This is a genomic window from Paenibacillus nitricinens (assembly GCF_052056485.1).
GTDB classification, from domain to species: domain Bacteria; phylum Bacillota; class Bacilli; order Paenibacillales; family Paenibacillaceae; genus Paenibacillus_AQ; species Paenibacillus_AQ nitricinens.
The window spans coordinates 3,041,212-3,062,887 of record NZ_CP183948.1 but is presented as its reverse complement, the minus strand read 5'-3'; the positions used below and the strand labels follow the sequence as shown (position 1 = coordinate 3,062,887).

General features: G+C 39.5%; 27 protein-coding genes. 3 read left to right on the top strand and 24 right to left on the bottom strand.

Annotation, left to right across the window (positions count from 1 at the left end; genetic code table 11):
* Positions 1-55: 55 nt before the first annotated feature.
* The 7 genes from ACN6KS_RS13580 to ACN6KS_RS13550 all read right to left on the bottom strand — a co-directional run bounded on the left by ACN6KS_RS13580 (position 56) and on the right by ACN6KS_RS13550 (position 6,841).
* Positions 56-1,741 (bottom strand): extracellular solute-binding protein, encoded by a 1,686-nt coding sequence (locus tag ACN6KS_RS13580; RefSeq protein WP_094869893.1) that lies wholly within the window; start codon positions 1,739-1,741, stop codon positions 56-58.
* 72 nt (positions 1,742-1,813) lie between these two features.
* Positions 1,814-2,710 carry a carbohydrate ABC transporter permease gene (locus tag ACN6KS_RS13575; RefSeq protein WP_042127373.1) on the bottom strand — a complete coding sequence of 299 codons (897 nt, stop codon included), beginning with the start codon at positions 2,708-2,710 and terminating at the stop codon, positions 1,814-1,816.
* 29 nt (positions 2,711-2,739) lie between these two features.
* Positions 2,740-3,708 carry an ABC transporter permease gene (locus ACN6KS_RS13570; RefSeq protein ID WP_440962205.1) on the bottom strand — a complete coding sequence of 323 codons (969 nt, stop codon included), beginning with the start codon at positions 3,706-3,708 and terminating at the stop codon, positions 2,740-2,742.
* A gap of 263 nt (positions 3,709-3,971) precedes the next feature.
* Positions 3,972-5,192: an FAD-dependent oxidoreductase gene (locus ACN6KS_RS13565; RefSeq protein ID WP_440962204.1), complete on the bottom strand. Its 1,221-nt coding sequence runs from the start codon at positions 5,190-5,192 to the stop codon at positions 3,972-3,974.
* Between the two features lie 83 nt (positions 5,193-5,275).
* Positions 5,276-5,836: a YeeE/YedE thiosulfate transporter family protein gene (locus tag ACN6KS_RS13560; protein ID WP_440962203.1), complete on the bottom strand. Its 561-nt coding sequence runs from the start codon at positions 5,834-5,836 to the stop codon at positions 5,276-5,278.
* 22 nt (positions 5,837-5,858) lie between these two features.
* On the bottom strand, positions 5,859-6,086 hold the full coding sequence (locus ACN6KS_RS13555) for a sulfurtransferase TusA family protein (protein ID WP_094869812.1): 228 nt from the start codon (positions 6,084-6,086) through the stop codon (positions 5,859-5,861).
* A 65-nt stretch (positions 6,087-6,151) separates the two neighbouring features.
* Positions 6,152-6,841 (bottom strand): YeeE/YedE thiosulfate transporter family protein, encoded by a 690-nt coding sequence (locus ACN6KS_RS13550; RefSeq protein WP_042187846.1) that lies wholly within the window; start codon positions 6,839-6,841, stop codon positions 6,152-6,154.
* 174 nt (positions 6,842-7,015) lie between these two features.
* On the opposite strand from ACN6KS_RS13550, the gene ACN6KS_RS13545 reads away from it, so the two are divergent.
* Positions 7,016-7,900: a LysR family transcriptional regulator gene (locus ACN6KS_RS13545; RefSeq protein WP_094869811.1), complete on the top strand. Its 885-nt coding sequence runs from the start codon at positions 7,016-7,018 to the stop codon at positions 7,898-7,900.
* 2 nt (positions 7,901-7,902) lie between these two features.
* Here ACN6KS_RS13545 and ACN6KS_RS13540 read toward each other — a convergent pair whose 3' ends face one another.
* The 13 genes from ACN6KS_RS13540 to ACN6KS_RS13480 form a co-directional block, all read right to left on the bottom strand.
* On the bottom strand, positions 7,903-8,118 hold the full coding sequence (locus ACN6KS_RS13540; protein ID WP_094869810.1) for a sulfurtransferase TusA family protein: 216 nt from the start codon (positions 8,116-8,118) through the stop codon (positions 7,903-7,905).
* Between the two features lie 33 nt (positions 8,119-8,151).
* On the bottom strand, positions 8,152-8,586 hold the full coding sequence (locus ACN6KS_RS13535; protein WP_256989784.1) for an NUDIX hydrolase: 435 nt from the start codon (positions 8,584-8,586) through the stop codon (positions 8,152-8,154).
* Positions 8,577-9,470, bottom strand: a complete 894-nt coding sequence (locus ACN6KS_RS13530) for a PhzF family phenazine biosynthesis isomerase (protein ID WP_440962202.1) — start codon at positions 9,468-9,470, stop codon at positions 8,577-8,579. Before ACN6KS_RS13530 ends, ACN6KS_RS13535 begins: the two co-directional genes overlap by 10 nt.
* 37 nt (positions 9,471-9,507) lie before the next feature.
* On the bottom strand, positions 9,508-10,236 hold the full coding sequence (locus ACN6KS_RS13525; RefSeq protein ID WP_440962201.1) for a DUF5071 domain-containing protein: 729 nt from the start codon (positions 10,234-10,236) through the stop codon (positions 9,508-9,510).
* 240 nt (positions 10,237-10,476) lie between these two features.
* The gene (locus ACN6KS_RS13520) at positions 10,477-10,920 is read right to left on the bottom strand and encodes a hypothetical protein (RefSeq protein WP_440962200.1); all 444 of its coding nucleotides are present in this window, start codon (positions 10,918-10,920) and stop codon (positions 10,477-10,479) included.
* Between the two features lie 34 nt (positions 10,921-10,954).
* Positions 10,955-11,338 carry a hypothetical protein gene (locus ACN6KS_RS13515; RefSeq protein WP_440962199.1) on the bottom strand — a complete coding sequence of 128 codons (384 nt, stop codon included), beginning with the start codon at positions 11,336-11,338 and terminating at the stop codon, positions 10,955-10,957.
* Positions 11,305-11,742 carry an LPXTG cell wall anchor domain-containing protein gene (locus ACN6KS_RS13510; RefSeq protein WP_179281573.1) on the bottom strand — a complete coding sequence of 146 codons (438 nt, stop codon included), beginning with the start codon at positions 11,740-11,742 and terminating at the stop codon, positions 11,305-11,307. Before ACN6KS_RS13510 ends, ACN6KS_RS13515 begins: the two co-directional genes overlap by 34 nt.
* Positions 11,743-11,965: 223 nt before the next feature.
* Positions 11,966-12,508: a ClbS/DfsB family four-helix bundle protein gene (locus ACN6KS_RS13505; RefSeq protein ID WP_094869807.1), complete on the bottom strand. Its 543-nt coding sequence runs from the start codon at positions 12,506-12,508 to the stop codon at positions 11,966-11,968.
* A gap of 30 nt (positions 12,509-12,538) precedes the next feature.
* Positions 12,539-13,045: a DUF2569 domain-containing protein gene (locus tag ACN6KS_RS13500; RefSeq protein WP_440962198.1), complete on the bottom strand. Its 507-nt coding sequence runs from the start codon at positions 13,043-13,045 to the stop codon at positions 12,539-12,541.
* Between the two features lie 46 nt (positions 13,046-13,091).
* A complete protein-coding gene (locus ACN6KS_RS13495) occupies positions 13,092-13,949 on the bottom strand; it encodes a S66 family peptidase (RefSeq protein WP_440962197.1) in 858 nt (285 codons plus the stop codon).
* A 20-nt stretch (positions 13,950-13,969) separates the two neighbouring features.
* Entirely contained in the window at positions 13,970-14,605 is a 636-nt protein-coding gene (locus tag ACN6KS_RS13490; protein WP_094869804.1) for a pyridoxamine 5'-phosphate oxidase family protein, read from the bottom strand.
* Positions 14,606-14,616: 11 nt separating this feature from the next.
* Entirely contained in the window at positions 14,617-15,378 is a 762-nt protein-coding gene (locus tag ACN6KS_RS13485) for a class I SAM-dependent methyltransferase (protein ID WP_440962196.1), read from the bottom strand.
* Positions 15,375-16,361, bottom strand: coding sequence for a phosphotransferase (locus ACN6KS_RS13480; protein WP_440962195.1), 987 nt, complete (start codon positions 16,359-16,361; stop codon positions 15,375-15,377). The genes ACN6KS_RS13485 and ACN6KS_RS13480 overlap by 4 nt, the downstream gene beginning before the upstream one ends.
* A gap of 147 nt (positions 16,362-16,508) precedes the next feature.
* Between ACN6KS_RS13480 and ACN6KS_RS13475 the strand changes: the two genes are divergently transcribed.
* Positions 16,509-17,003, top strand: a complete 495-nt coding sequence (locus tag ACN6KS_RS13475; protein WP_094869801.1) for a hypothetical protein — start codon at positions 16,509-16,511, stop codon at positions 17,001-17,003.
* A gap of 375 nt (positions 17,004-17,378) precedes the next feature.
* On the opposite strand, the gene ACN6KS_RS13470 is transcribed toward ACN6KS_RS13475, so the two are convergent.
* From ACN6KS_RS13470 to ACN6KS_RS13455, 4 genes are all read right to left on the bottom strand, one after another.
* On the bottom strand, positions 17,379-17,852 hold the full coding sequence (locus ACN6KS_RS13470) for a GNAT family N-acetyltransferase (protein ID WP_094874180.1): 474 nt from the start codon (positions 17,850-17,852) through the stop codon (positions 17,379-17,381).
* Positions 17,853-17,876: 24 nt separating this feature from the next.
* Complete coding sequence (locus ACN6KS_RS13465; protein ID WP_341134636.1) at positions 17,877-18,572, bottom strand: HAD family hydrolase; 696 nt, start codon at positions 18,570-18,572, stop codon at positions 17,877-17,879.
* A gap of 76 nt (positions 18,573-18,648) precedes the next feature.
* The gene (locus tag ACN6KS_RS13460) at positions 18,649-19,698 is read right to left on the bottom strand and encodes a Gfo/Idh/MocA family protein (RefSeq protein ID WP_440962194.1); all 1,050 of its coding nucleotides are present in this window, start codon (positions 19,696-19,698) and stop codon (positions 18,649-18,651) included.
* Between the two features lie 18 nt (positions 19,699-19,716).
* Positions 19,717-20,604, bottom strand: coding sequence for a sugar phosphate isomerase/epimerase family protein (locus ACN6KS_RS13455; protein ID WP_280786046.1), 888 nt, complete (start codon positions 20,602-20,604; stop codon positions 19,717-19,719).
* Between the two features lie 123 nt (positions 20,605-20,727).
* Between ACN6KS_RS13455 and ACN6KS_RS13450 the strand changes: the two genes are divergently transcribed.
* The gene (locus ACN6KS_RS13450; protein ID WP_440962193.1) at positions 20,728-21,612 is read left to right on the top strand and encodes a helix-turn-helix domain-containing protein; all 885 of its coding nucleotides are present in this window, start codon (positions 20,728-20,730) and stop codon (positions 21,610-21,612) included.
* The last annotated feature ends 64 nt before the right edge of the window (positions 21,613-21,676 follow it).

Below are 21,676 nucleotides of genomic sequence, written 5' to 3'. Positions count from 1 at the left end.
AATACAACGTAAAAACGAAGGCTTGCCTATTAGCAAACCTTCGCATTACTAATTATTATTTTCCTAAAGCTTTCTTGTTTTCTGTCCATACTTTTGTAACATAATCAAGGAATTTCTCATAGCCAACCTTCATGGAATCATCATGAGCTTTGTCAAGAATGGCTAATGCTTCTGCATCGGTCTTCGCATACATTGATTTCGCTCTAGCAGTTAGCCAGATATCTCTTACGCTTTGTCTGATAATGCCTTCTTCACTGTCTGGAGCCGGATCCCAGTTTAGGAACTCTGTAAAGTCGCCTTGTGAAGCCCACGTTACTTCCATCTGCCAGCGGTTACTAAAGTCGATCTTGTCAGCTGGAAGGGTTTGCAACATCATTTTCTTCGTATTATCCAAGAAAACCGTGTTTCCTACCCAAACCAAGTCACCAGCCTTGCCACTGATTTCAGATAATGCTTCTGGCTCATTCAGATATTTTTCTTTATTGAATTTAGGAGTAAGTCCATCTGCTTCAAATCCATCCCAGTAAGCGTCTGGTCCGGGAGGGCCCCAGTTAAGCACCATAGAACCTTCTGCACCTGTCATCCAATCAAGCATTGCGAATACAGCTTCTGGATTTTTAGCGTTTTTAGTGATTGTAGCAACGTTCCAGCCTAACTGATTGTACGTTCCCGGAGTGATTTTACTTTGATCCAAGCCCGGTTTGTAGATTGGTTTAATAAACATATAACCCTCTTCCGGATTTTTCTTCTTCATCTCTTCATCAGCAGTAGCGAGCAATTTCATCGGATCGAATGTCGCAATCACGGCGAACTTGCCATTCATCGCTTTCTCTCTAATTTGGTCTTCTGTTTGGGTGTTCGCATCCTGTGTCATAAGCTTCTCACGCATTAATTTAGCACCAAAGACAACGGACTCACGGAACCCTTCATCTTTGTAAATGGAAGCCATTTTGTCGCCATCAGGTACAGCGTATATTCTAGTATACGAAAGGTTATTCTCTTTAAAAGAGGAGAACAACTGATCAATACCGTTACCATCTTTAGCTAAGCCAGTCTCAAACGGAATAACATCTGGGAACTTCGCTTTAACAGCATTTAAGTAAGCATACAAATCATCCGTAGTCTCTAGCTTTGGAGAACCAAGTTCTTTGTATATTTTCTTATTGATCGCATAACCGGCATTGCCGTTTGGCTGTGTTGTATAGTAATTCGGCAGCTGATAGATTTTCCCATCAGGAGAACGAAGCAATTCCAAATGTCCAGCTGTTAAGTACTTTTTAAAGTTTGGATATTTATCAATGTATTCATCCAAAGGAACTAGCATATCTGCTTGACGAAGACGCTCTACGTCAGCACCTTTCTCCGTCCACACAATATCCGGTAGCTCGTTACCAACGATCATCGTTTGCAGCTTTTGAGCATTATTACCACCAGAACTAATTCCAGTGACATTGATTTTCAAATTATCTAAAATCCATTTAGAAGCAGCATCTTTGCCCCATTTCGGCATTTGATACCAGCCGTAGTTTCCATAGAATGATACTTCAAGCGGTTCTTTCCCTAACTCATACAAATCAGCCGCTGGAGCTTCAGTCGCTGTGTTAACCGCTGTTCCTCCTTCTTTCGCTGGTTCAGCAGTTGCAGCTGGAGCACTTGAATTGTTGCCACTACACCCCGCCACCACTGTCGACAATAGCAAGGTAGACAACGTTCCGAGAAGCATCTTTCTCTTAGTCTTCAATGTATTTTCCCCTTTCAATTTGTAATCTATGTTCAAAGCAATACGCTCTAAACCCCATCTCATTCTATCATCCTACTCTTTCAATGATCCGACTAAGACCCCTTTAACGAAGAATCTTTGCAGGAATGGGTATACACATACAATCGGAATGGTTGCAACCATGATCGTAGCCATCGTTAATGACTTCGACGTTATTTTCTTGGCTGAGTTAATATGAGCAATGGAACTTGCATCTACATTAGACAGCTGTTCAGAAGCAATATTAGAGAACAATATCTGTCTCAAGATGGTCTGAATCGGCATTAACTCTTCTTTTGTAATGTAAATACTCGCTACGAACCACTCATTCCAGTGATTGACTGCTGTGAACAATGATAATGTTGCGATGACAGGCCCTGACAAGGGAAGTACGATTCGGAGAAAAGTTCCCCAGTATCCGCAGCCATCAATCTTTGCTGACTCCTCTAAACCTTGCGGAAGACCTTGGAAGAAGGTCCGGAATATGATCATATTCCATACGCTGACAAGTGCAGGAATAATAAACACCCAAAATGAGTTGAAGAGGCCTAAACTTCTGATAAGCATGTATGACGGAATGAGTCCCCCACCGAAATACATTGTAATGATACACATAATCATGTAGTATTTGCGACCCATTAGTTCGCGCTTCGACATCCCATAAGCAAATATCGAAGTAGCCAATATCGCTGTTACTGTACCAATTACCGTCCGCAATGTTGCAATGACGAATCCACCCATTAAACGAGAATCTTCAAATACGATCTTATAATTCTCAAGCGTGAACTCACGGACCCAGAAAGTAATTCCGCCTTTGGAAGTATCCATCCCCTCATTAAAAGAAATCACAAGTGAATTCCAAAATGGATAAAACGCGGAGAAAGCCAGTAAGGTCAAGAATACATATATGAATCCAATAAACAATCGGTCTCCTATGTTAGTACGTTTCATAATTCAGTCCCCCTATATTGAGTAATTCATTACCACAAGCTGTTTCCCGCTCTTCTGGCAATGAAATTTGCAAAGGTAAGTAATGTCACACTGATAACGGCCTTGAATAATCCGATAGCAGTCGCATAGGAGTACCTGAAGTTATCTATACCGACACGTACAACATATACATCAACTGAATCTGATACCTCTCGTAGAGCCGGATTGGAAGCAAGGATCAAAATATCTTCAAATCCTGCATTCACCAGATTACCGATAGCCAGAATCATAAAGATGATCACAACTGGCATAATGGAAGGCAATGTTATCAAATATATTTGTTTAAAACGGCTCGCACCATCCATCGAAGCAGCTTCGTATAAGTGCGGATCAATACCAGCAATGGCAGCTAAGTAAACGATTGAGGCAAATCCAATTTCCTTCCATACATTGGTTGTAACTAAAATTCCCCAGAAATATTCGGTCATAGAAAGGAAATTAATCGGTTCATCAATAAATCTCAATTTCTCAAGCAGCATATTTATACTGCCATTATCTACGGATAGCATCGAAGTAACCATCGAGCCGATAACCACCCAAGATAAGAAGTGAGGCAAGTATGTAACGGTCTGAATTACTCGCTTAAAAAACATCTTACGAACTTCATTCAGCATTAACGCCAGAATGATTGGTGCGGGAAATCCAAAACAAAACTTCAGTAAACTAATGATGATTGTATTTTTCATAACTACTTCAAATTCAGGTGCATTAAAGAAGTAAGTAAAGTGCTTTAATCCAACCCAATCACTGCTAATAAAGCTATTCCCTAACTTGTAATCCTGGAAAGCAATTAGAATACCGTACATGGGGATATAAGCAAAAATAAAAACTAATACGAGTGCTGGCAATACCATAAGCTGTAGATCTATTTGCTTAAAAAAGCGTCTTATCCCGCTGGTCTTATGCTTGCCGAGATCCGGTCTTGATCTCTTGTCTGGTGCGACGCTTGCGTTCGCCATATGTAAGTCCTCCTAAACCTAGATTCATATAAATAAAGCATCTTTCATGGCTTTCTCTCTTTTTGCAGCCTTGGCTCTCCTCTACTCTCCCTCCGTTGATTTGCTATCTTATGAATTAATCTTAATATCTAAGCGCTTTCAAAGGTATATGACAAAACAACTATTATTGATACTTTGACACTTTCTTGAAATAGCTCGTCCAATTTAATAAAAGCATAATTAATAAAAGCCCTATGCAGATATCTCTGCATAGGGCTCTTCCATCAATTCGTTAGAGCATTCAATATGTTATCACTTATTTTGTCTGTAAGTACCCTTTGGATCTTTCCATCATCCAGATAAACTATAGAAGGTACTGAATCTATTCCCAGCTTGGCAGCAAGTCCGGGTGATTTATATACGTCAACCTTTGTGACCCTGGTCTCAGTATGGGATTGTTCAAACGCTTCAATGCGCGGTAATAGCTCCCGACAAGAAGGATCAGTTGCATTCCATAAATAGACAACGGATGGTTTTCCTTGATTTAGAATTTGATGCTCGTAAGTCTCACATTCAGAGATGTACTTCTCTGCACCATACCCTGCAATGGCACCATCACCGACAGCTGTAGCCACTTGCTTAAGGAACTTATCACACACATCCCCTGCTGCGAATACACCAGGTAGATTCGTTTCCATTTTTTCATTGACAAGTACATATCCATTTCGATTCAACTCGACTACACCTGAAAAAATTTCTGTGTTCGGTGTATAGCCAATAAATAAGAAACATGAATCGACCTTTATATTTTGCAAATCATTCAATTTTAGATTTTTTAAGACAACGGAACTCAAGCGCTCTTCGCCCTCGAAAGAACTTACTACCGTATTCCACATGAATTCCATTTTAGGGTTTTCTAGTGCCTGCGTTTTGGCAATTTCATTACAATCCATTTTCCCATGATCATGAATGACAGAAACGATCACTTTATCTGCAAACTTAGTCAGAAACATCCCTTCCTCAATAGCTGCATCACCACTGCCAACGACCATAACTGTCTTCCCTGTATTTGCCGCAGCGTCACAGGTTGCACAGAAAGAAATCCCTTTATCATATAAGAACTTATCTTCATTAGCAGCTCCAGTAATTCTTGGCTTGCCACCACTAGCAATGATTATGACCTTGCACTCATAACGAACCCGAAAGGTCTCCACTACCTTAAAATCTTCCGCTACCGAAACAGATTTTACATCTGTCATTTTAAAATCCACACCAAATTTCTTAGCTTGTTTATGAAATAATCCCATAAGGTCTGTACCGGTCGTACCTTCAGGAAAACCAGGATAATTTTCTATTTCATTAGTATAAGTGGCAAGACCACCTACCAGTGATTTTTCCAAGAGAAGAGTCTTTAATTTTGCTCGTCCACAATAGATTCCCGCTGTTAATCCAGCAGCCCCGCCACCGATAATAACGACATCATACTTTTCAGTCTTCTTTTCCATTTCTTTTGTCCCTCCTGTGAGTCTGTTCCTTAATAAAATAGGCTGACTCTCGTCAGCACTATAAGCTCAGCCTATTTCACTTTTCACATAAAGAATTTGGCTAATAATTTACTGCCTATAAATGCACCTACCAGCAAGAACACTCCAAAAATCCAACCTGAAAGCGATAATGAAGCTATAGCCGTAAACAATGCACCAATATTACATCCATTAGCCAGTCTAGCTCCGTACCCCATAAGCAAACCACCAAGAACCGCTGCTACAACCTGCTTTTTGGACTTAATTTTCTTCAGCTTGAATTCGGAAGCAAACAAAGTTGCTGCTAAAGCACCTAATATAATCCCTACATTTCGAATGGAACCACCATCATTCAAAAATCCGGAAGATAATGTTTTTTGAGCTTTCTCAGTACTAAAGTACGCCCAGTTATCTACATTTCCTCCTACCAGGCGATACGCCCAAGCTCCCCAGTCTGCAAAAGCACTTGTTACTCCCCATCCTTTAGAGAAAACAGCCAGATGTGCTGTAGCGAACACAGCGAGAAGTACAGCTCCAGTTACATAAGTAAACGGTTCTTTGAGCAATTGCTTGTAAAAGCGGTTAGACGATATCTTCAACCAGAATTCATTCACCGTTTCATTCACCGTCCTTTCCTACTCAGCGATCCTATTTTACCTTCTCAATAACAACTTCCCACTCGCCATCATCGACCTCTTCGATTTCCACATGATGTCCCTGTTTTCTCGCCCATTCTGGTACGTTTTTCATTGCGCAGCTATGATCAATAGCAACAACAAGAACGTCTCCAACATTTAGTTCAGTCATCTTCTTTTCTGTTCTCATTAACGGAACCGGACAAGCTTCTCCCATGCAATCAAGTGTAAATTCAGACATTTTAAAAACCACCTTTATATTTTTTTGAATTACTATTAGTGAAAATATTCACGTAATAACTTAAACTAATCTGCGCTTCCCATCTTTTTCTCTTGCCATTTAACTGCAGCGATGTACAACAGAAGAATTATCAGGAACTGAACAACCAGTGCTCCAAGCCAACCGAATACATCAGGCAAAAATACAGTTGGTGCATCCTTTATAACGTTAGCTCTCCACCACCCCATATCATGTGATCCCCAAAGTGAACCAATGACAAAGAATACAAGCGACAGCATCTGCATCGTGAACCCTTCACCTACACGCATCAATGTACCCGAAGCGCAACCACCTGCAATAACCATGCCAATTCCGAATAATACAGCGCCAATGATCAAAGCCAAGCTGATCTGACCCACATTATCCATCCCAGGAATCGGCTTACCTTCCAGAAACGCTGGGTACTTAATCGCTGTAAATCCGATGGTTGCAAGGGAAAAAGCAATCAGAACCGCTCTTGTAACTGATGTGCTGCCTGTAATACAGGGATCTCTTAGTGATGCAGTAAAGCAGAAACGTGATCTTTGCAAAATAACGCCAAACGAAATACCGAAAAGCAGGTAGACAACCATTTTATCGTGGGAATGGTCTAGGAAAAAACCAAACCCAATAATGAGAGCTGTGACCAGCAACGCGATGGGCAACTGACTCTTTTTAGGTTTTCTTGGAGCTCTGGTTCGGGTTGATCTCGTTTCGGGACTTACGGTTTGCCCCATAGTCTAACACCTCCATCGTTTTTATGTAATTGACTATGTGAAAATAGTAACACACTTATTTGAGCTGTAGTTATCGGCTTTCTTTATGCTGTATAAGTGTTACTAATGGCACAGATGGAGCGCAATCAAGTATGCTATAGTGTGCACTAACAGCGGACAACAGGAGGAATAAGTATGAATATGGAAACGCTTAAATTCTTTTTAGATATTGCAACGTTAAAGAGCATTTCTAAAGCCGCTCAGAAATCTCATATCACCCAATCCGCACTTAGTCAGCAGTTGAAATCCTGGGAGAGTACCTTAGGGTCTGAGCTTTTTGTGCGAAGCAACAAAGGGGCCAGCCTAACCGAAGCAGGAATTATTGTAGAGAAATATGCGGGGCAAATCATCAAATTGTATGATGATATGGTCACAGAGATCAATCATTTACAGCCAACACAACATGAGCTGTCTATTTATGCGATTCCAGAAGTCTGTAATTATGCCCTGCCATGTACCTTATATGAGGTAAAAAAACATTTTCCCAATTGCCATATTACTCTAAACGAAGGGGCATCGTCACTAGTAGAAGAACGTTTGCTTCTTGAAGAAGGTGATATCGGGTTTATTTCCGGTCCCTCTCCAAAATCAGAATTAAGCTCACATATGGTATTTTCTGATCAAGTTATGTTGGTGGCAAGCCATACGACCGTTTGTCCTGATAAAATCACACTGAATGAGCTCCCCAATTATCCTTTAATCTGGTCCTCACAGCTTCACTGTGTGCAAAGAGCTTTGAATACCGTGTCAGTGGGCGAGCTTAAATTAAATATACTATTTAATCTAGACTCTCTTGAGGCGGTAAAGCTTGCTGCCATTAGAGGGCATGGTCTCGCCTTTCTCCCTTATATGTCCATAAAAAAAGAGTTGTATAGTAAACAACTCAAGATCATTCCTATTGATCAGTTCCAGGTCAATAACGATGTCTACATGATAAAGAAACAAAATCAGCGCTGTGACAACGATACGAAACAATTAGTTCGATATATTGAAAAGACTTTAATAGATACTTTGTGTTGAGCTTAAGCCTCAATCGTAATTTCCCATACTCCATTAAACACTTCTTGAATGGAACAGTTTAAATTTGAACCACGACAGTAATCCGTGATAGAAACTTTCGCGCAGCTATGATCAGTGACTAGCATTACCTTTTCACCCTTCTGAATAGCTTTTTGATGTTTTTTTAACATGAGTACAGGTACTGGACAGATTTCACCCAGACAATCAATTTCTATCATGATGCTGCCTCCATTCCATAGATCATTAAACCTCTAGTAATGACCCAGCATAATCTTCTTCACAAAAGGGGTTAATGCAAGGCAGTTTAATTGTTTAATTTCTATCCACTCTGCCCCATCAGAGTCTAGTCCGTCCCCATCGGTCTTAAGCTCAAAGCTCACATCTAGCAAGGAAACATTATAAATGATGCCTATATGGTGTAACTCTTCTAACTGGGTATCATTGTATGGATAAACTAACGTATAGGAAATGGAATCATGAAGCAATCCTTTTAAACTTGTAATTCCGGTCTCTTCCCAAAACTCCCTCTTAAGGGTCTCATAAGGTACCTCTCCAAACTCTATAGATCCACCTGGAAAGTCCCACTTTCCCGTATGAGGGCCTCTTGCTTTCTTAATTAGTAATACTTTATCGTTTTTCACTAAGACTCCATACACTCCAAGCTGAGTATATTTTATCATTTCCATAAATCCACCTCCCCCACAAACACCGCAGTTCCAGAAATAAAAACATCCATTCTATCAGAATCTAATCGATACACTTCTACATTTACTTTCCCATCTCTACCGATTTCTTGTCCTTGTTCTACATCAAATTGGATCGAGTCCATATGCGGATCAATATATTTCAAATAATAAGCCCCCATAACTCCCGATGCTGTACCTGTTACTGGATCCTCGACGGTTCCCGAAAAAGGCGATGAGAAATGTCTAGCGTGCATTAAAGCGTGCGGATCAAGCGTTTGGAGTGAAAATGGGTGTACAGATGCTTTTGGAAGCTGCGTTAAAATGTCTGGAAACAATGAATTTATCGGCTTCATTTTATTAAAGCTATCTATACTCTTAATTGGGACTAATAGAGTCCATGCGCCAGTACTGCCATAAACAATAGGTTTACCTTCTTCTAATTCATCCACATGTAATCCTAAGGCGTGCGCAAGCTTAACCCTATCACCGTCAAATTCAATAAACTCCGGTTGATCTTGCTTCATTTTTATTAGTAAGTGATTATTGTTGTCCATACTGAATTGGATGGGTAGCACACCCACATTTGTTTCGATCTTTACCGAGCTAGCCTCTCCAAGGATACCCTTTGTTTTCAAAGCAAATAAAGATGCCATTGTAGCATGTCCACAAAGATTGATCTCATGGCCAGGAGTATAATATTTAAGCCTTAAATCAGCTACATCTGATGAGATTACAAAAACTGTTTCGTTAAAACCGACTTTATGAGCTATTGATTGCATTTCACTTTCGCTTAAATGATCAGCTTCTAACACTACTCCCGCAGGATTCCCTTTGTTCGGATAAGGAGAAAAAGCATCATAATGAAGGACTTTGACATTGTTCACTGATCTGTCTCCTTTATGTAGATTGAATATAGACTGACTAAGTGAGAAACTCTGCTGTGAAAATCTCTATTTCGCTTAAAACTTCTTGGCGGTTAGATATCGCATTACATATATAAAAACGGTCTTTATTGTGCTCATGAAACTGTTTAATTTCATTAGGCTGCTGATCGAAGAATTGTTTATGAAGAGCTTCACAATCAATTTCAGGATGAGTATCATGAAGTTCCTTGAGTTCAAATACAAGGGCGGCTTTTTTACACTGGATTATTTCACAGACCACATCTTTTGCGTATATACCGTGAGTTAATAAGATTCTCAATGCCGAAAGGTCATTGGCTTTTTCCTGTGAAATCTTAATTAATTCTGCTTGTATCTGTACGACTTGTATCGTATTCCAATGATTAATTAATACTTCAAAAATCCAGTACACCCATTCTTGATCTTCGCTGTGTTGATTTAGTACATCTTTAACATATGGAATCATCGGATCCCCTATTTCAAGTAAAAAATCAGCTATTTCCCCCGCGCCTGGCCAATTCCTATCTTGTATCCATTCAAGTAAACCCGGCAATATGCTTTTCACACGTGGATATCCTAAACGTATGACTGTTTCAGCCGCTCCATCCCAATATTCTTTTGAAATAGGCTGTAATAATAAATGAAGATCTTCATCCCTTATGTATTGTAACTTCTTCATTGCTTCTTCCTTTTCATCTTCGGGCGTGCCCCAGGATAACTTTTTGATTAAACTTGATACATTTTCCATTACATCCACCTTCTCGTCATCATTTCGTCATCACTGCAAGCTTCATGGATAACCTAATTGGTAGCGCTTGGTAATGCTGGCCATCAGATAAGGGGAATCCTTATCATTCTCCCCATATCCCTTACTGTAAGAGAAGTCACCAATAGGATTCTCAACAAATAGGATGCCTTCATGAATATGTTTAGAACTTGTGATTTTAATAAAAATCTTTTCAATGGTTTGTATTCACAGGATTTCATTTTAAGGGATGGTTAATCCTACAAGTTCATTTTGGCTATCTAAATATCTGAAGGTTGCTTCAACGTCTTCTTTATTCATGGCCTTCATGATGATCAAATGCTTCATATATAATCCTGGGGGCTCCATACAATTATTACTAAAATATTGGACTAAATTTTCCGGCGTCGTAAGAGTACACCATCGTTCAGATCCATCATTAAAAGTTAGCGTCACTTCTACAAAAAGTTCGCTTTCAATATCTTGACCAAAGTTCCATTCCTGCAGGAGTAAGATATTTTCTTTTGTTGAACAAAAATAGTCTTTTGAAATCCAAACTTTTCTTCCGTGATCTCCAACAACCCTGAATTTATTTTCATCTGTATTTTCGACTACATATTCTTTTCCACGTGTTAAAGCATGTGCATAGACACCGATATCTCTACACCTGATGATTTGTCTATCCATAAATTCACATCCAATATTTAGTTGGAGACACCAGTTATCCTTTACGATTTACATAAACACTTAGCGCATTGAAAATCATTAACAAAAGCTCACAAGCTACTTTCCAAATGACAAGAAGAACAACAAAACACATAACTCCAGCAAAAAATCCAAGTATATAATTATGGGTTACAAATTGGTTATACCCCTGATCAAACACTATCGTCTTCATAACAGCATTGGATATGGCTATATACTTTCCAAACTGGAATGAAAAATATATGGTTCCGATGATTCCCGTATAAAATAGTATCGTAATCAAAGTAACAGATTTCATTTTCCCTAAAGTAATTATTCCATCGGGCAAACGGTAATCTTCTTTTAGTCCCATCTCACCAATCCTTTCTAAACCATTGATTTCTTTCGTTTCATTATCCATATTATTAATAACACAATAATTAAAGACCCTAGTATAGAAATCCAGATCGTTTTACTTTCCAATTGACCATTGGCATATTGACCTTTATTAATGGCTTTGACAAATTCAGCTTCGTGGGTCTTAATGGCAATGATTTCTTTTGGATCAATATTCTTAATTGAATAATATGGTGTGCCCTTAGGGTAAGTATTTGAAAAGTTGCCGCTATACGTTCCTTCGTGGTCTGAATATCGTTTTACTTGCCCTATCTTCTTGTCAATTTCATTCGATGGGATGAGTTCGTCGTCTGATATTTCATAAATATCACCTGCGTAAACAACAAAAGAATAAGCCCAGTCCGCGTTCATAGAGCGCATTGGCATTAAAGCAACAATGGTTAAAATTACAATAACGAACTTCTTCATTACAACCTCCTCTATCTACGAGATTCAATTGATTCAATTGCTTTATAGAGTTCATTAATGCTCCACCTTTATTTAATCCTTCAATAAGTTCCGCTATGCCTGATTTTCCTACGACCCAAACCATCTAGCAACTTATAAATAGGCGATCTCATCAAAACATGGAGTTCTACGATAATGCCAAAAAGCCCCCTTCAGATTTCTCATTTTAGACGGAGGCTTGAGTTTAATCTTCATTCTTATTGGTGTTAGAGTGTGAAATAAGCTTTTTCCATTTACGAATCTTCGAACGAAAAGTCTTAAACGGTGCTACTGAATTAATATGAATCCATTTGACCATCGGCCATCTTGGATTGTTTCCTGTCCATTTCCGCACGCCTTGCGTAAAAAGTTCTTCATCACTTAAAGAATCAATCCAGTTCTGCCATTGTTGTTCTGTCTCTTTCAATAAAGATCTTAATTCGGCTAATGAGTTAATGGCATAGGTATGATAAAACGTTTGATATAATCCGCCAAGGTGATTCCATTTATAGTCCGGTGAAGGCATAATGACAGTTAACCCTGCTTTTTCATCCCTATCCCATTTCATCACTAGGTTTAGCCATCCCAATTGATAGGCAAGAATTTCTGCAGGAGTACGATCGACGCCTTCCATACGAGTGTCTTTTTGAGCATTCTCAATGCCTTCAAATTCAAGATCGAGAGATAGATAGGCAGTATGTATAGCATTTTTCAATGCCTCTTTAGATGGGTAGTCGTGTGTAGACATCATAACTCTCCTTTATGAACCAGCACTAAATCACTTTATAAAGGTATTTTTTACACGCTCTGATTTAATAAAATACGCAATCCAAATTGCACTCGTCATCACAGGTCTAATAATATTCCGGAGTGACTTTCCAGTTTCAAGTTCTCTTACAAGAGGAATTTGTATAAGAAGTATGTAATCAATGATTCCGACTAAGGGTACCAGCACATAAAAAATAATTAATAATCGAGGTAATATCGATTTCTTCCCATAGAAATTAATTAGTATGTATACACTGAAAATCAATATAGCTAGAGTAAATACTATTTCAAAAACAACGGTAGCTCCCCATAAAGGATGATAAAATTCTGATTCGTTTGATGTTAAAGCAGTCCAGACTTCAGTGTCAAACATCATAGAAGTATTCTGGAAAAACTGCATGATCTGAATGACAATCGTCCCATAAAGACCAATCTGAACAAGGATTAGCCATCCCCCAAGTCCTGACACTCCTAAAGGTTTGTAATCTTTTTTCTCTTCGATTATCTTTGTTTCCACGACAACGCTCCCTATTTTTACATCTAATGGATTATCAAAGGTTTCCTTATAAAGTTATATTCTCACCCACAACAATACACTTACTGTCACTACCATGCCCGATCTCGTTCGTCTTCACGATAGGAATCCAGCTGATCTCCTTCAAATACGTTTCAACGATTGAAAATTCATTATAGCTCTCAAGCTCAGTAAACGACCCAAGAATCACTCCAGCACATTTTTCAAAAGTTCTAACTTGCTGAAGCTGAGCAAATAAGGAGACGATTTTGTTAGCTCTACCACTTAAACTCTCTAAGAATAAAATCTTGTTCGAAGGGTCTGGAAAATAACTTGTTCCTGCCAGCTTCAAGAAACATCGAATATTCCCGCCAATTACAATCCCACTCATCTGGTTCCCACGGACCCAATGAAAGTCGAAATCGTAAAGATCGTTATGTCCTTCGAAAAATGTGCGATAAAAAGCAGCTTGCTGCTCCGCCCCATCAGAAGATACGAGATTCATCAACTGATAATGATAGGATCTTGAATTAATTTGCGTATATAATGCGTTTAAAATGACTGACAAATCACTCATTCCGTAAAAAGGCTTTGGATGTAATCGAATAATATTGTAGTCTATATACTCCAAGATCTGGTTCGCAGAATCCCCACCTGAAATATCAAAAATTGCATTGATTTCCTCATTTTTAAATAGACGATTCAGCTCCCATGCTCTTTCCTTAGGGCTCCCACTGAAATAACTATCTCTTCTAAACAAGGTGTTGGACATTACTACCTCTAGCCCAAACGAATTCATAATTCTAATTAATTCTTCTACTTTAGGCAGGTTCTCTACTCTCACACCATCAGAACAAGCGATAAGTCCCACTTTATTCCCACGAGTGAGCTTTAAAGCTATACTCATCTCAGTTCTTCCTCTCATTTCTAATATAACCGGTTCTCATAGCTATCCTTTAATGACTTGGATACATCATCTTGAGAGAGCCCCAGTTTTTTTGCATGCTCTGCTATGATTACCGAGGGTTTAGGCAGCATTTCTTTCAATGGCCAATACGTATTGTCCCATAGATGTGATCTCTTAAAAGCTTTAGCACAATGCATATAACATTCTTCCACTTCAACAGCAATGCCCAATCTTGGTAGTTTCCCTTGAGCCTCCATATGAACCAATATTTCAGGATCTTTAATAATCCTTGCATGCCCATTTATTCTTAAGGTCTCTTCCAGTCCGGGAATAATAAAAATCAAGCCTACTTTAGGGTTGGAGATGATGTTACGCAAAGAATCAAAACGCCGATTTCCAGGGCGCTCAGGAATTACTAAATGTTTGTCATTTAACACATATACAAAACCTGCAGCATCCCCACGTGGAGATACATCACAATAGCCAGAAGAATCACTTGTTGCTATAAAGAGTATTGGTGATTTGGAAATATAATCTCGGCAATGGTGATCGATGAAGGTTATACTCTTGTTATTTACCAATTCACTGGGATATCCATACATTGATCTTAATTCTTCTTCAGAGTCTATAACTTCTTTGAAAATATTATGGTGCATCTTTCTCCCTCCTACTTTCGCAGTTTAAAAACCAAAAAATCGCTGCAGCGAAAATCCTCCTCAAATGACGGATACTTCTCAATCATTTCAGCAGATGGCTTCGGCTCAATCATTTCTTCGATTTGAAAACCAGCCCGCACAATCGTATTTACATAACTGGACAACGTCCTATGAAAAATCAGAAACTTTTCCTCTTGATCTATAGGGAAGTTTTGATTATAAGTGCCCTCGAAGAAATAATTATCCACTTTCCAATACAGCTTTTCTCCGGTATCCGACTTCACCCATCCGCTGCCTGGGGTTACAAAGCAAGGGTGTAGAATTGAGAATATAAATGTCCCACCATCCACTAACAATCGGTTCATTTCATGAATCGCCATCTCATAATCGGATAAATCATGAAGCACCATATTGGAAACGATGAGATCAAAGCTCTTATTTTGGAGAAAGCTAAGCTCTTCACAATTCCCATGTCTAAAAGTAATCTTTAAGTCTTCCTGTGATTTACTCGTAGCCAGCTGAATCATGTTCTGCGAATAATCAACGCCAGTTACTGAAGCCCCTGCTTTAGCTATCATTCTGCTTAAATACCCTTCACCGCAACCTGCATCTAACACCTTCTTATTTTCAACAGAACCCATGAGCCTGATTAAGGCTGGATTCAAGAAAACTTCTCGATGAATATCCCCAGTTTCACCATACGAAGATGAGATCAGTTCTGCGTATTTATCCCATCTTTTTATAGCATCTGTACTGTTCAGTTCACTTTTCATTTGATCACCTGTAGATTTCTGAAATAATCCATTTTACTATCGATAAATCCATTGTCAAAGTCAGCTTGACCAATCAATTCACCTTCACTGAAACATAAAGCAAACAGCCAAAGCTGTCTAAGCGCAACGAATATAGGAACAGCACTAATATCATTGTCACTAAGATCTCTTAAACTCTTATATCCATTTAAAAATGCTGCCCATAACTGTTCAACTTCATCTTTATTATGGCCATTATGAATCTCTCTTGCCAATCTAAACTCTGCGATATCATAGGCTCTCCATCCGTAACCACAAATATCGAAATCATAATGTGTTAGCTTACCCTCGTCAGTGAAAGTCACATTCGTATTCCCATGCAAATCACCATGGCAGATACCCCAATCTAAACCCGCTTCCAGATTCTTTTCCAACTCCGCTTTTAATCGCATTACTAGGTCATACAAGAATTGATAATCCTCTTGTCGATGTTTCATATATTGTTTGATCGTATGAAGAGGTTTCTCAATTAAATGTTCAAAATCTAGTGTGCCCCTCACATGTTCACTCTTAAAATTATCTGTAGCTTTGTGGATTTGTGCAACTGCCTGACCAAATAAGTAACTGTCTTCTACAGCATGAATAGGCTTTTCATTTCCTTCAGCATAACTAAACATAACGCCATACTTCACACCCTCAGGCACCAGAATTTCATTAATCATGATCCCATCTTTTCGAGGAATAGGAATGGAGACGTTTACACCTTTTTCTTGCAAATCGTTCAATAACTCTAATTCAAAATCAATATCCGATTTACTCCGTCTATCCGCTCGATAAACACGAAAGATGTATTTTTCCAATACCGTTTCTAAGATGTATGTATCGTTCATGCCTCTAAGAAAATACTGCAGCTGTACTGGTTCTGGAATTTCATAATGTTCTTTAATATGTAATAATAATGCATCTGTTGCTAACAGTGAGTATGTAATAGGAAAAAAATTCAAGTATATCCCATCCCTTTAGGTATTTGATAGTAACACTTACACAATACCATATATAGGTAGTTGAATCATTTCCTTCTTATATTGACGAAACCAATGTATGGTAATATAAGTATAATAATACAGGATTAAATACATGGGGGTGCTCGAATGCGTAAATCACCGTTGATATTGAGTATAATTTTATTATCCCTAACGTTAATTATGGGCTGTAGCTCAGAAGTGGATGATGCCACTAAAGCCGCTGAGAAGTACAAAAATGTGGAATATACCGTTAAGGTTACTGAGAATTTATTTTCCGAAGAATCCATTCTAGCGCGAAATGAAGAAATGAAACCCTATTTTACGGAATACTATACTGAAAAAGCGATTGGGAGCCGAATCACAACTATCCCTTACAATATCGCTAATAAACAAAAGCTTTCTTTAAAACCAGATCACCTAAAGTTCACCCTTTCCGAACAAAAGAAAGATATTGTTGAGTTAAAATATACTTGTGATCTGGTTTTGTTGGATAAGGATGACAAAGAAAGTAAACGTGTCCCTTTAGAGGGAATACTGACTATGTTTGATGTGGATGGTCAATGGTTAGTGCAAGGAGATCGTTTTGACTCAGAGGCTTTAATGAAATTGATTTATGACTAAACCTTCTTATTTTGAAAAAAAGAGGGTGTCCCAAGGTTCCTTTTTTTATGATTTTAGAAGATTTGTAGAAACTTTACCCGCTTAAATAGCGGAGAGAACGGACTGATTGTGGAAAAGCGTCAGCGGTCGCCTTGGTCTCCGGATTTTCACCGCGCTTAGGGGAATGAAAAAAATTTGGAGAGCACAGCGATTGGAACAACGATCCGTTCGCGAATATAGATATTACCCCGATTTTTAGGGAGGAATTCCCTGATTCCATTCATTTAGAGCAATTATCGGCTATTTTCAGGGAGGTTTTCCCTAATTACTCCAAAAAAAAAGAAGCTGCCCCATAAGTAGAGTAGCTTCACTACTTTTGAGACAGCCTCCTTTGAATTACATTAACTTTTTGCTCATCCGATAATTAACTAACAGAACCCCTCTTCGCTCTACACTTTGTTTCATCATAAGCTGGTATCCATGTCGTTCAAAAAAGGGCTTAGCTGTAATACTTGCTTCAGTATCCATTTCGTGAAGACCCAGTTCTCTCGCCTTCTGTTCAAGCTTGTGCAGGAGAGCAGAGGCTATGCCTTGGCTTTGGTAATCTTTATGGACATAAAGACGATCTAAGTGTCCTTCCACCGTCATATCCGAAAAACCAACGATACATTCGTTAATTTCAGCTACATAAGTAATGTTGTGACCTAATGAAGCACTCCAAGTCTTAAGCTTGTGTGCTCTTTCCTCATTAGGAGCCCAAGCGTCAAGCTGTTCCTGTGAATAGTGTCGTTTATTTACGGAATGAACCGTCGCATAGAACAATGAGATAAGCTGACTAATATCTGATTCTTGATAAACCCTAATTTCCACTATGAGTTCTCCTTGCTGTCATGGCTACAACCCCACTACATCTTTAAGCTCCAAAAGAGAACTAATCATATAGTTAGGCTTGAGGTCTTTAGGAATCTCTATATTTTGACGATTGTAATAGCAGAAGTCAATGTCAGAATTCACAGCACCATGGTAATCATCCTGTAAAGAATCACCAACGAACAGCACTTCATGATTGCTTAGCTGGAGATCTTTTAAAGACATTTCAAAAATCTGTTTATCAGGTTTTCGGATGCCCACTTCATCGGAGATCATAATGGATTTGAATATTTCATAGATCTTACCAGCTTGCAGTCTTTTTCTTTGTGCCTCACTGATCCCATTGGTGATGATTCCCAGCGCATATTTATCTTTAAAAGAGGTTAAGATCTGTTCCGCTCCTTCTTCAAAATAACAGGAATTGCAAAAATAATTCCAATAAGTATCTGACAGTTTACTGTGCAGTAGTTCTTCCTGTTTAAGCGTGTCTCTAAAAGAATATCTCAATACCTCTCCTATGGTCTTCACCTCACCACCACCCACAAAGTTCATCCAATGGCGAAAATTATGATCTGAGAACTCTCCATAAAATAAAGACCACGCATCAGTATCTTCTACAAAGAGATTATGATCGGTACAGGTTCTTTTCATTGCTTCAATTTCACAAGTACTATAATTTATTAAAGTATTATCTAGATCAAATATAATGGCTTTGTACATAATATCCTCCCCGAATAATGTTCTTATCTATCATAACATGAACATTAGCGTTTGGATAAAATTAACAAAGGGTTTCTCACAGCTCTGCGGTATTCATGAACTCCACCAGATTAATTTTCCGGCCTGTTTTAGCACTTTCCAGCGCTCCGAATACCATTGCCATACTATAACGATTATCTCGACAATTCGTCTCTGCAGGACGTCCCTCTGCTAGCGACAGGAACATTTCCTCCAGACAGCCGTGATGGAAGGTCTTGTTCATCGCAATCACTTCGCCATTTACACGTTCAACGTCGCGAATAAATTTATCGCTCTGGTCTCCTGTTGCGACTACTTCTGCATATGGCAAATCATGCCCATCCCAAATCGCAGTTCCTTTTTCCCCATTAATCCGCCAAGCTGCTTCCCATGAGGTAGAGGCACCTTCCGCACACCAAGACCCCTGATAAGTAAATATGGAACCATCCGACATCTCAAAAATACATACTGCCGATGCATTTCCCTCATACCATGAACCAGGAGGATTAAATTCCTGACAGTAAACAGATACAGGATTCGCACCACTAATGAAACGGGCCTGATCAAAGGTATGAATCGCCATGTCCAGCAGCAGCGGACTTGCCATGACCTCACGGAAACCTCCGAAATGAGCGCCGAGGAAAAAGCTTGCACCGATAAATCCGGTTCTTCCAATCGTACCTGATTCGATGATTGTTCTTAAAGAACGAATACGAGGATCGTAACGGCGGTTTTGCATCACGGCATGAGCATTTCCGGTTCGCTCCGAGATCTCAACGATCTTATTACATTCCTCCATCGTCTCAGCTAAAGGTTTTTCACTAAACACATTACAACCCAGCTCTAATGCAGTGCTAGAAATATTAAAATGACTTCCTGGAACGGTTACATCAAAAACTAGATTTGCATCGGTCTCCTGGATCGCCAGTTTAATGTCAGTAAACGTCAGACAGGGAATTTCATGTTTCGCGGCCATCGCTTGAGCTGACTCCAGCCGTATATCTACAAGGGCAACAATTTGAATATCGGAACGTGATAAAGCGTATTCAATCCAGGCGTTAGCCATTCCTCCACAACCTGCAACCGCTACACGGTACTGTGCTGTCATCATTCTCCCCCTCAACGGTTAAAGTGGATTAGGTACAAAGCTACCACCCCGGCATTGTTTTAAATAGTTCAAAGCATGAACTTGTCCCATCATCTCCAGCTCATCCCGATAAACTGGATCATGCCAGCCTTCAATATCAATGGTGCCTTTATAACCTGCCTGACGCAAAATAGAAATGATATCCGTCCAGTTCGTATCTCCAAAGCCCGGAGTACGATGCCATACATAAGGCTTAGGGCCGTGGATTCCATACTCTTTTACGATATCCCATGCGATTGTGGCATCCTTGCCATGTACATGAAAGATCTTATCTGTCCATTTACGTAGCTGTGGTATCGGATCAATCAACTGCACCATCTGATGACATGGCTCCCATTCGAGTCCAATATTGTCAGCAGGTACAGCGTTGAACATCTTCTCCCAAGATAATGGATTGTGAGCAATATTCCAGTCACCTGATTCCCAGTCTCCACCCATTGAACAGTTCTCAAAGGCGATTCTCAAACCGCGATCCGCTGCTCTTTTGGACAACTCTCCAAATACCTCAGTAAACTTCGGAATGGATTCATCAATGGACACCCCTGGCAACCTTCCCGTAAAACCTGATACCATATCCGTTCCGAACAAATGAGCATGATCAATCAGTCGCTCCCAGCTCGCTAGTACATCGGAATTATCACCCGCATTCGTCAATGGATTGCCGAAGATCCCAACGGTGGAGATCACAAAGTCATGTTCTGCCGCTAGTTCTTGTACACGCTTTCCAGTTTCCACAAGATCTGTTTCCCCTGTAGTTTGCCAGAAGGTTAAGCTAAAAGATTCAAATCCATGTCCTACAATTTGCGGGATCACTCTGACAGCATCTCCACCACCCACTAATGTTCCAATTCGCATTGTATCCTTCATCTTGTGACCACTCCAATATTGGTTTATAGTAAGTTCTATAATCCGAGTATAACCTGCTTTTGAGCTTAAAACTCTTATTATCTTGTGTTTATATAGTCGTATCTTGTGGGAGTTGAGTGAATTATGAGCTATCCCAATGATCTTAAAGAATACCCTCAATTAGAAGGAAGCAACTATCCGTTTCGATTGTTTTTTAATGAATGCAGATATGCAAAAGCCGGCCAGAACATTCTGTTTCTTCATTGGCATGAGCATTTCGAAATCATCATGATGCAGGAAGGCAGTGCCATCTTTCACATAGACAGTAAGCCGTACGAGCTACATCCCGGAGAGGTATTATTCGTTCCTTCTGGGGGATTACATGTTGGGTACAGTCTGCGGGAAGATCATGTTCGTTTTATATCCATCGTATTTCATCGTTCTTTATTTAAGGATTGGAAGCAAGATCCACAGCACGAGCAATTCGTAGCTCCCTATTTAGAGAACCGATATCAACTTCCGGTTAAACCTGCGGCGCTTGTTCCAACCTGCTCCACTTACTACTCCTTGCTGGACACCATCGTAGATGAAGTGTATCAGAAATGTCCTGCTTTTCAATTAATCATCAAAAATCAACTGCATCTGCTTTTTGTTTTTCTTTCCCGTACCTTTTTGCCTGAGCAGGCTGCTAGTAACACGAATGAACGTCATTCCTTCAACCGCGAGCGTTTCAAGCCACTGCTGGAGTACATGGAGAACCACTTTGATGAGAAAATGACCATTGAGAGCGCCGCCAAATCTGTAAATCTAAATCCGTATCATTTCTGCAAAACCTTTAAGAAGCTAACGGGTCGGACCTTCATCGATTATGTCAATCTGTGCCGAGTAAATGAAGCGGAACGGCTGCTACTTCAGACCGATTTCACAGTGACGGAGATTGCTGGAAAAGTGGGCTGCGATAATCCTAATTATTTTACCAAGCTGTTTAAGCAATATAAAGGGATTACCCCTTCAGGGGTTCGAAAATAGGAGATTCGGTCTCTATACACGAAAAATAGCACCGTTTGCCCTACCAAACGGTGCTGGCTATAGG

Excerpts from the sequence above, each read along its gene's own strand:
- ACN6KS_RS13575 (WP_042127373.1), bottom strand. The coding sequence starts at position 2,710 with ATGAAACGTACTAACATAGGAGACCGATTGTTTATTGGATTCATATAT.
- ACN6KS_RS13570 (WP_440962205.1), bottom strand. The coding sequence starts at position 3,708 with ATGGCGAACGCAAGCGTCGCACCAGACAAGAGATCAAGACCGGATCTC.
- ACN6KS_RS13565 (WP_440962204.1), bottom strand. The coding sequence starts at position 5,192 with ATGGAAAAGAAGACTGAAAAGTATGATGTCGTTATTATCGGTGGCGGG.
- ACN6KS_RS13555 (WP_094869812.1), bottom strand. The coding sequence starts at position 6,086 with ATGTCTGAATTTACACTTGATTGCATGGGAGAAGCTTGTCCGGTTCCG.
- ACN6KS_RS13550 (WP_042187846.1), bottom strand. The coding sequence starts at position 6,841 with ATGGGGCAAACCGTAAGTCCCGAAACGAGATCAACCCGAACCAGAGCT.
- ACN6KS_RS13545 (WP_094869811.1), top strand. The coding sequence starts at position 7,016 with ATGAATATGGAAACGCTTAAATTCTTTTTAGATATTGCAACGTTAAAG.
- ACN6KS_RS13540 (WP_094869810.1), bottom strand. The coding sequence starts at position 8,118 with ATGATAGAAATTGATTGTCTGGGTGAAATCTGTCCAGTACCTGTACTC.
- ACN6KS_RS13535 (WP_256989784.1), bottom strand. The coding sequence starts at position 8,586 with ATGGAAATGATAAAATATACTCAGCTTGGAGTGTATGGAGTCTTAGTG.
- ACN6KS_RS13525 (WP_440962201.1), bottom strand. The coding sequence starts at position 10,236 with ATGGAAAATGTATCAAGTTTAATCAAAAAGTTATCCTGGGGCACGCCC.
- ACN6KS_RS13520 (WP_440962200.1), bottom strand. The coding sequence starts at position 10,920 with ATGGATAGACAAATCATCAGGTGTAGAGATATCGGTGTCTATGCACAT.
- ACN6KS_RS13515 (WP_440962199.1), bottom strand. The coding sequence starts at position 11,338 with ATGGATAATGAAACGAAAGAAATCAATGGTTTAGAAAGGATTGGTGAG.
- ACN6KS_RS13510 (WP_179281573.1), bottom strand. The coding sequence starts at position 11,742 with ATGAAGAAGTTCGTTATTGTAATTTTAACCATTGTTGCTTTAATGCCA.
- ACN6KS_RS13505 (WP_094869807.1), bottom strand. The coding sequence starts at position 12,508 with ATGTCTACACACGACTACCCATCTAAAGAGGCATTGAAAAATGCTATA.
- ACN6KS_RS13495 (WP_440962197.1), bottom strand. The coding sequence starts at position 13,949 with ATGAGTATAGCTTTAAAGCTCACTCGTGGGAATAAAGTGGGACTTATC.
- ACN6KS_RS13490 (WP_094869804.1), bottom strand. The coding sequence starts at position 14,605 with ATGCACCATAATATTTTCAAAGAAGTTATAGACTCTGAAGAAGAATTA.
- ACN6KS_RS13485 (WP_440962196.1), bottom strand. The coding sequence starts at position 15,378 with ATGAAAAGTGAACTGAACAGTACAGATGCTATAAAAAGATGGGATAAA.
- ACN6KS_RS13475 (WP_094869801.1), top strand. The coding sequence starts at position 16,509 with ATGCGTAAATCACCGTTGATATTGAGTATAATTTTATTATCCCTAACG.
- ACN6KS_RS13465 (WP_341134636.1), bottom strand. The coding sequence starts at position 18,572 with ATGTACAAAGCCATTATATTTGATCTAGATAATACTTTAATAAATTAT.
- ACN6KS_RS13460 (WP_440962194.1), bottom strand. The coding sequence starts at position 19,698 with ATGACAGCACAGTACCGTGTAGCGGTTGCAGGTTGTGGAGGAATGGCT.
- ACN6KS_RS13455 (WP_280786046.1), bottom strand. The coding sequence starts at position 20,604 with ATGAAGGATACAATGCGAATTGGAACATTAGTGGGTGGTGGAGATGCT.
- ACN6KS_RS13450 (WP_440962193.1), top strand. The coding sequence starts at position 20,728 with ATGAGCTATCCCAATGATCTTAAAGAATACCCTCAATTAGAAGGAAGC.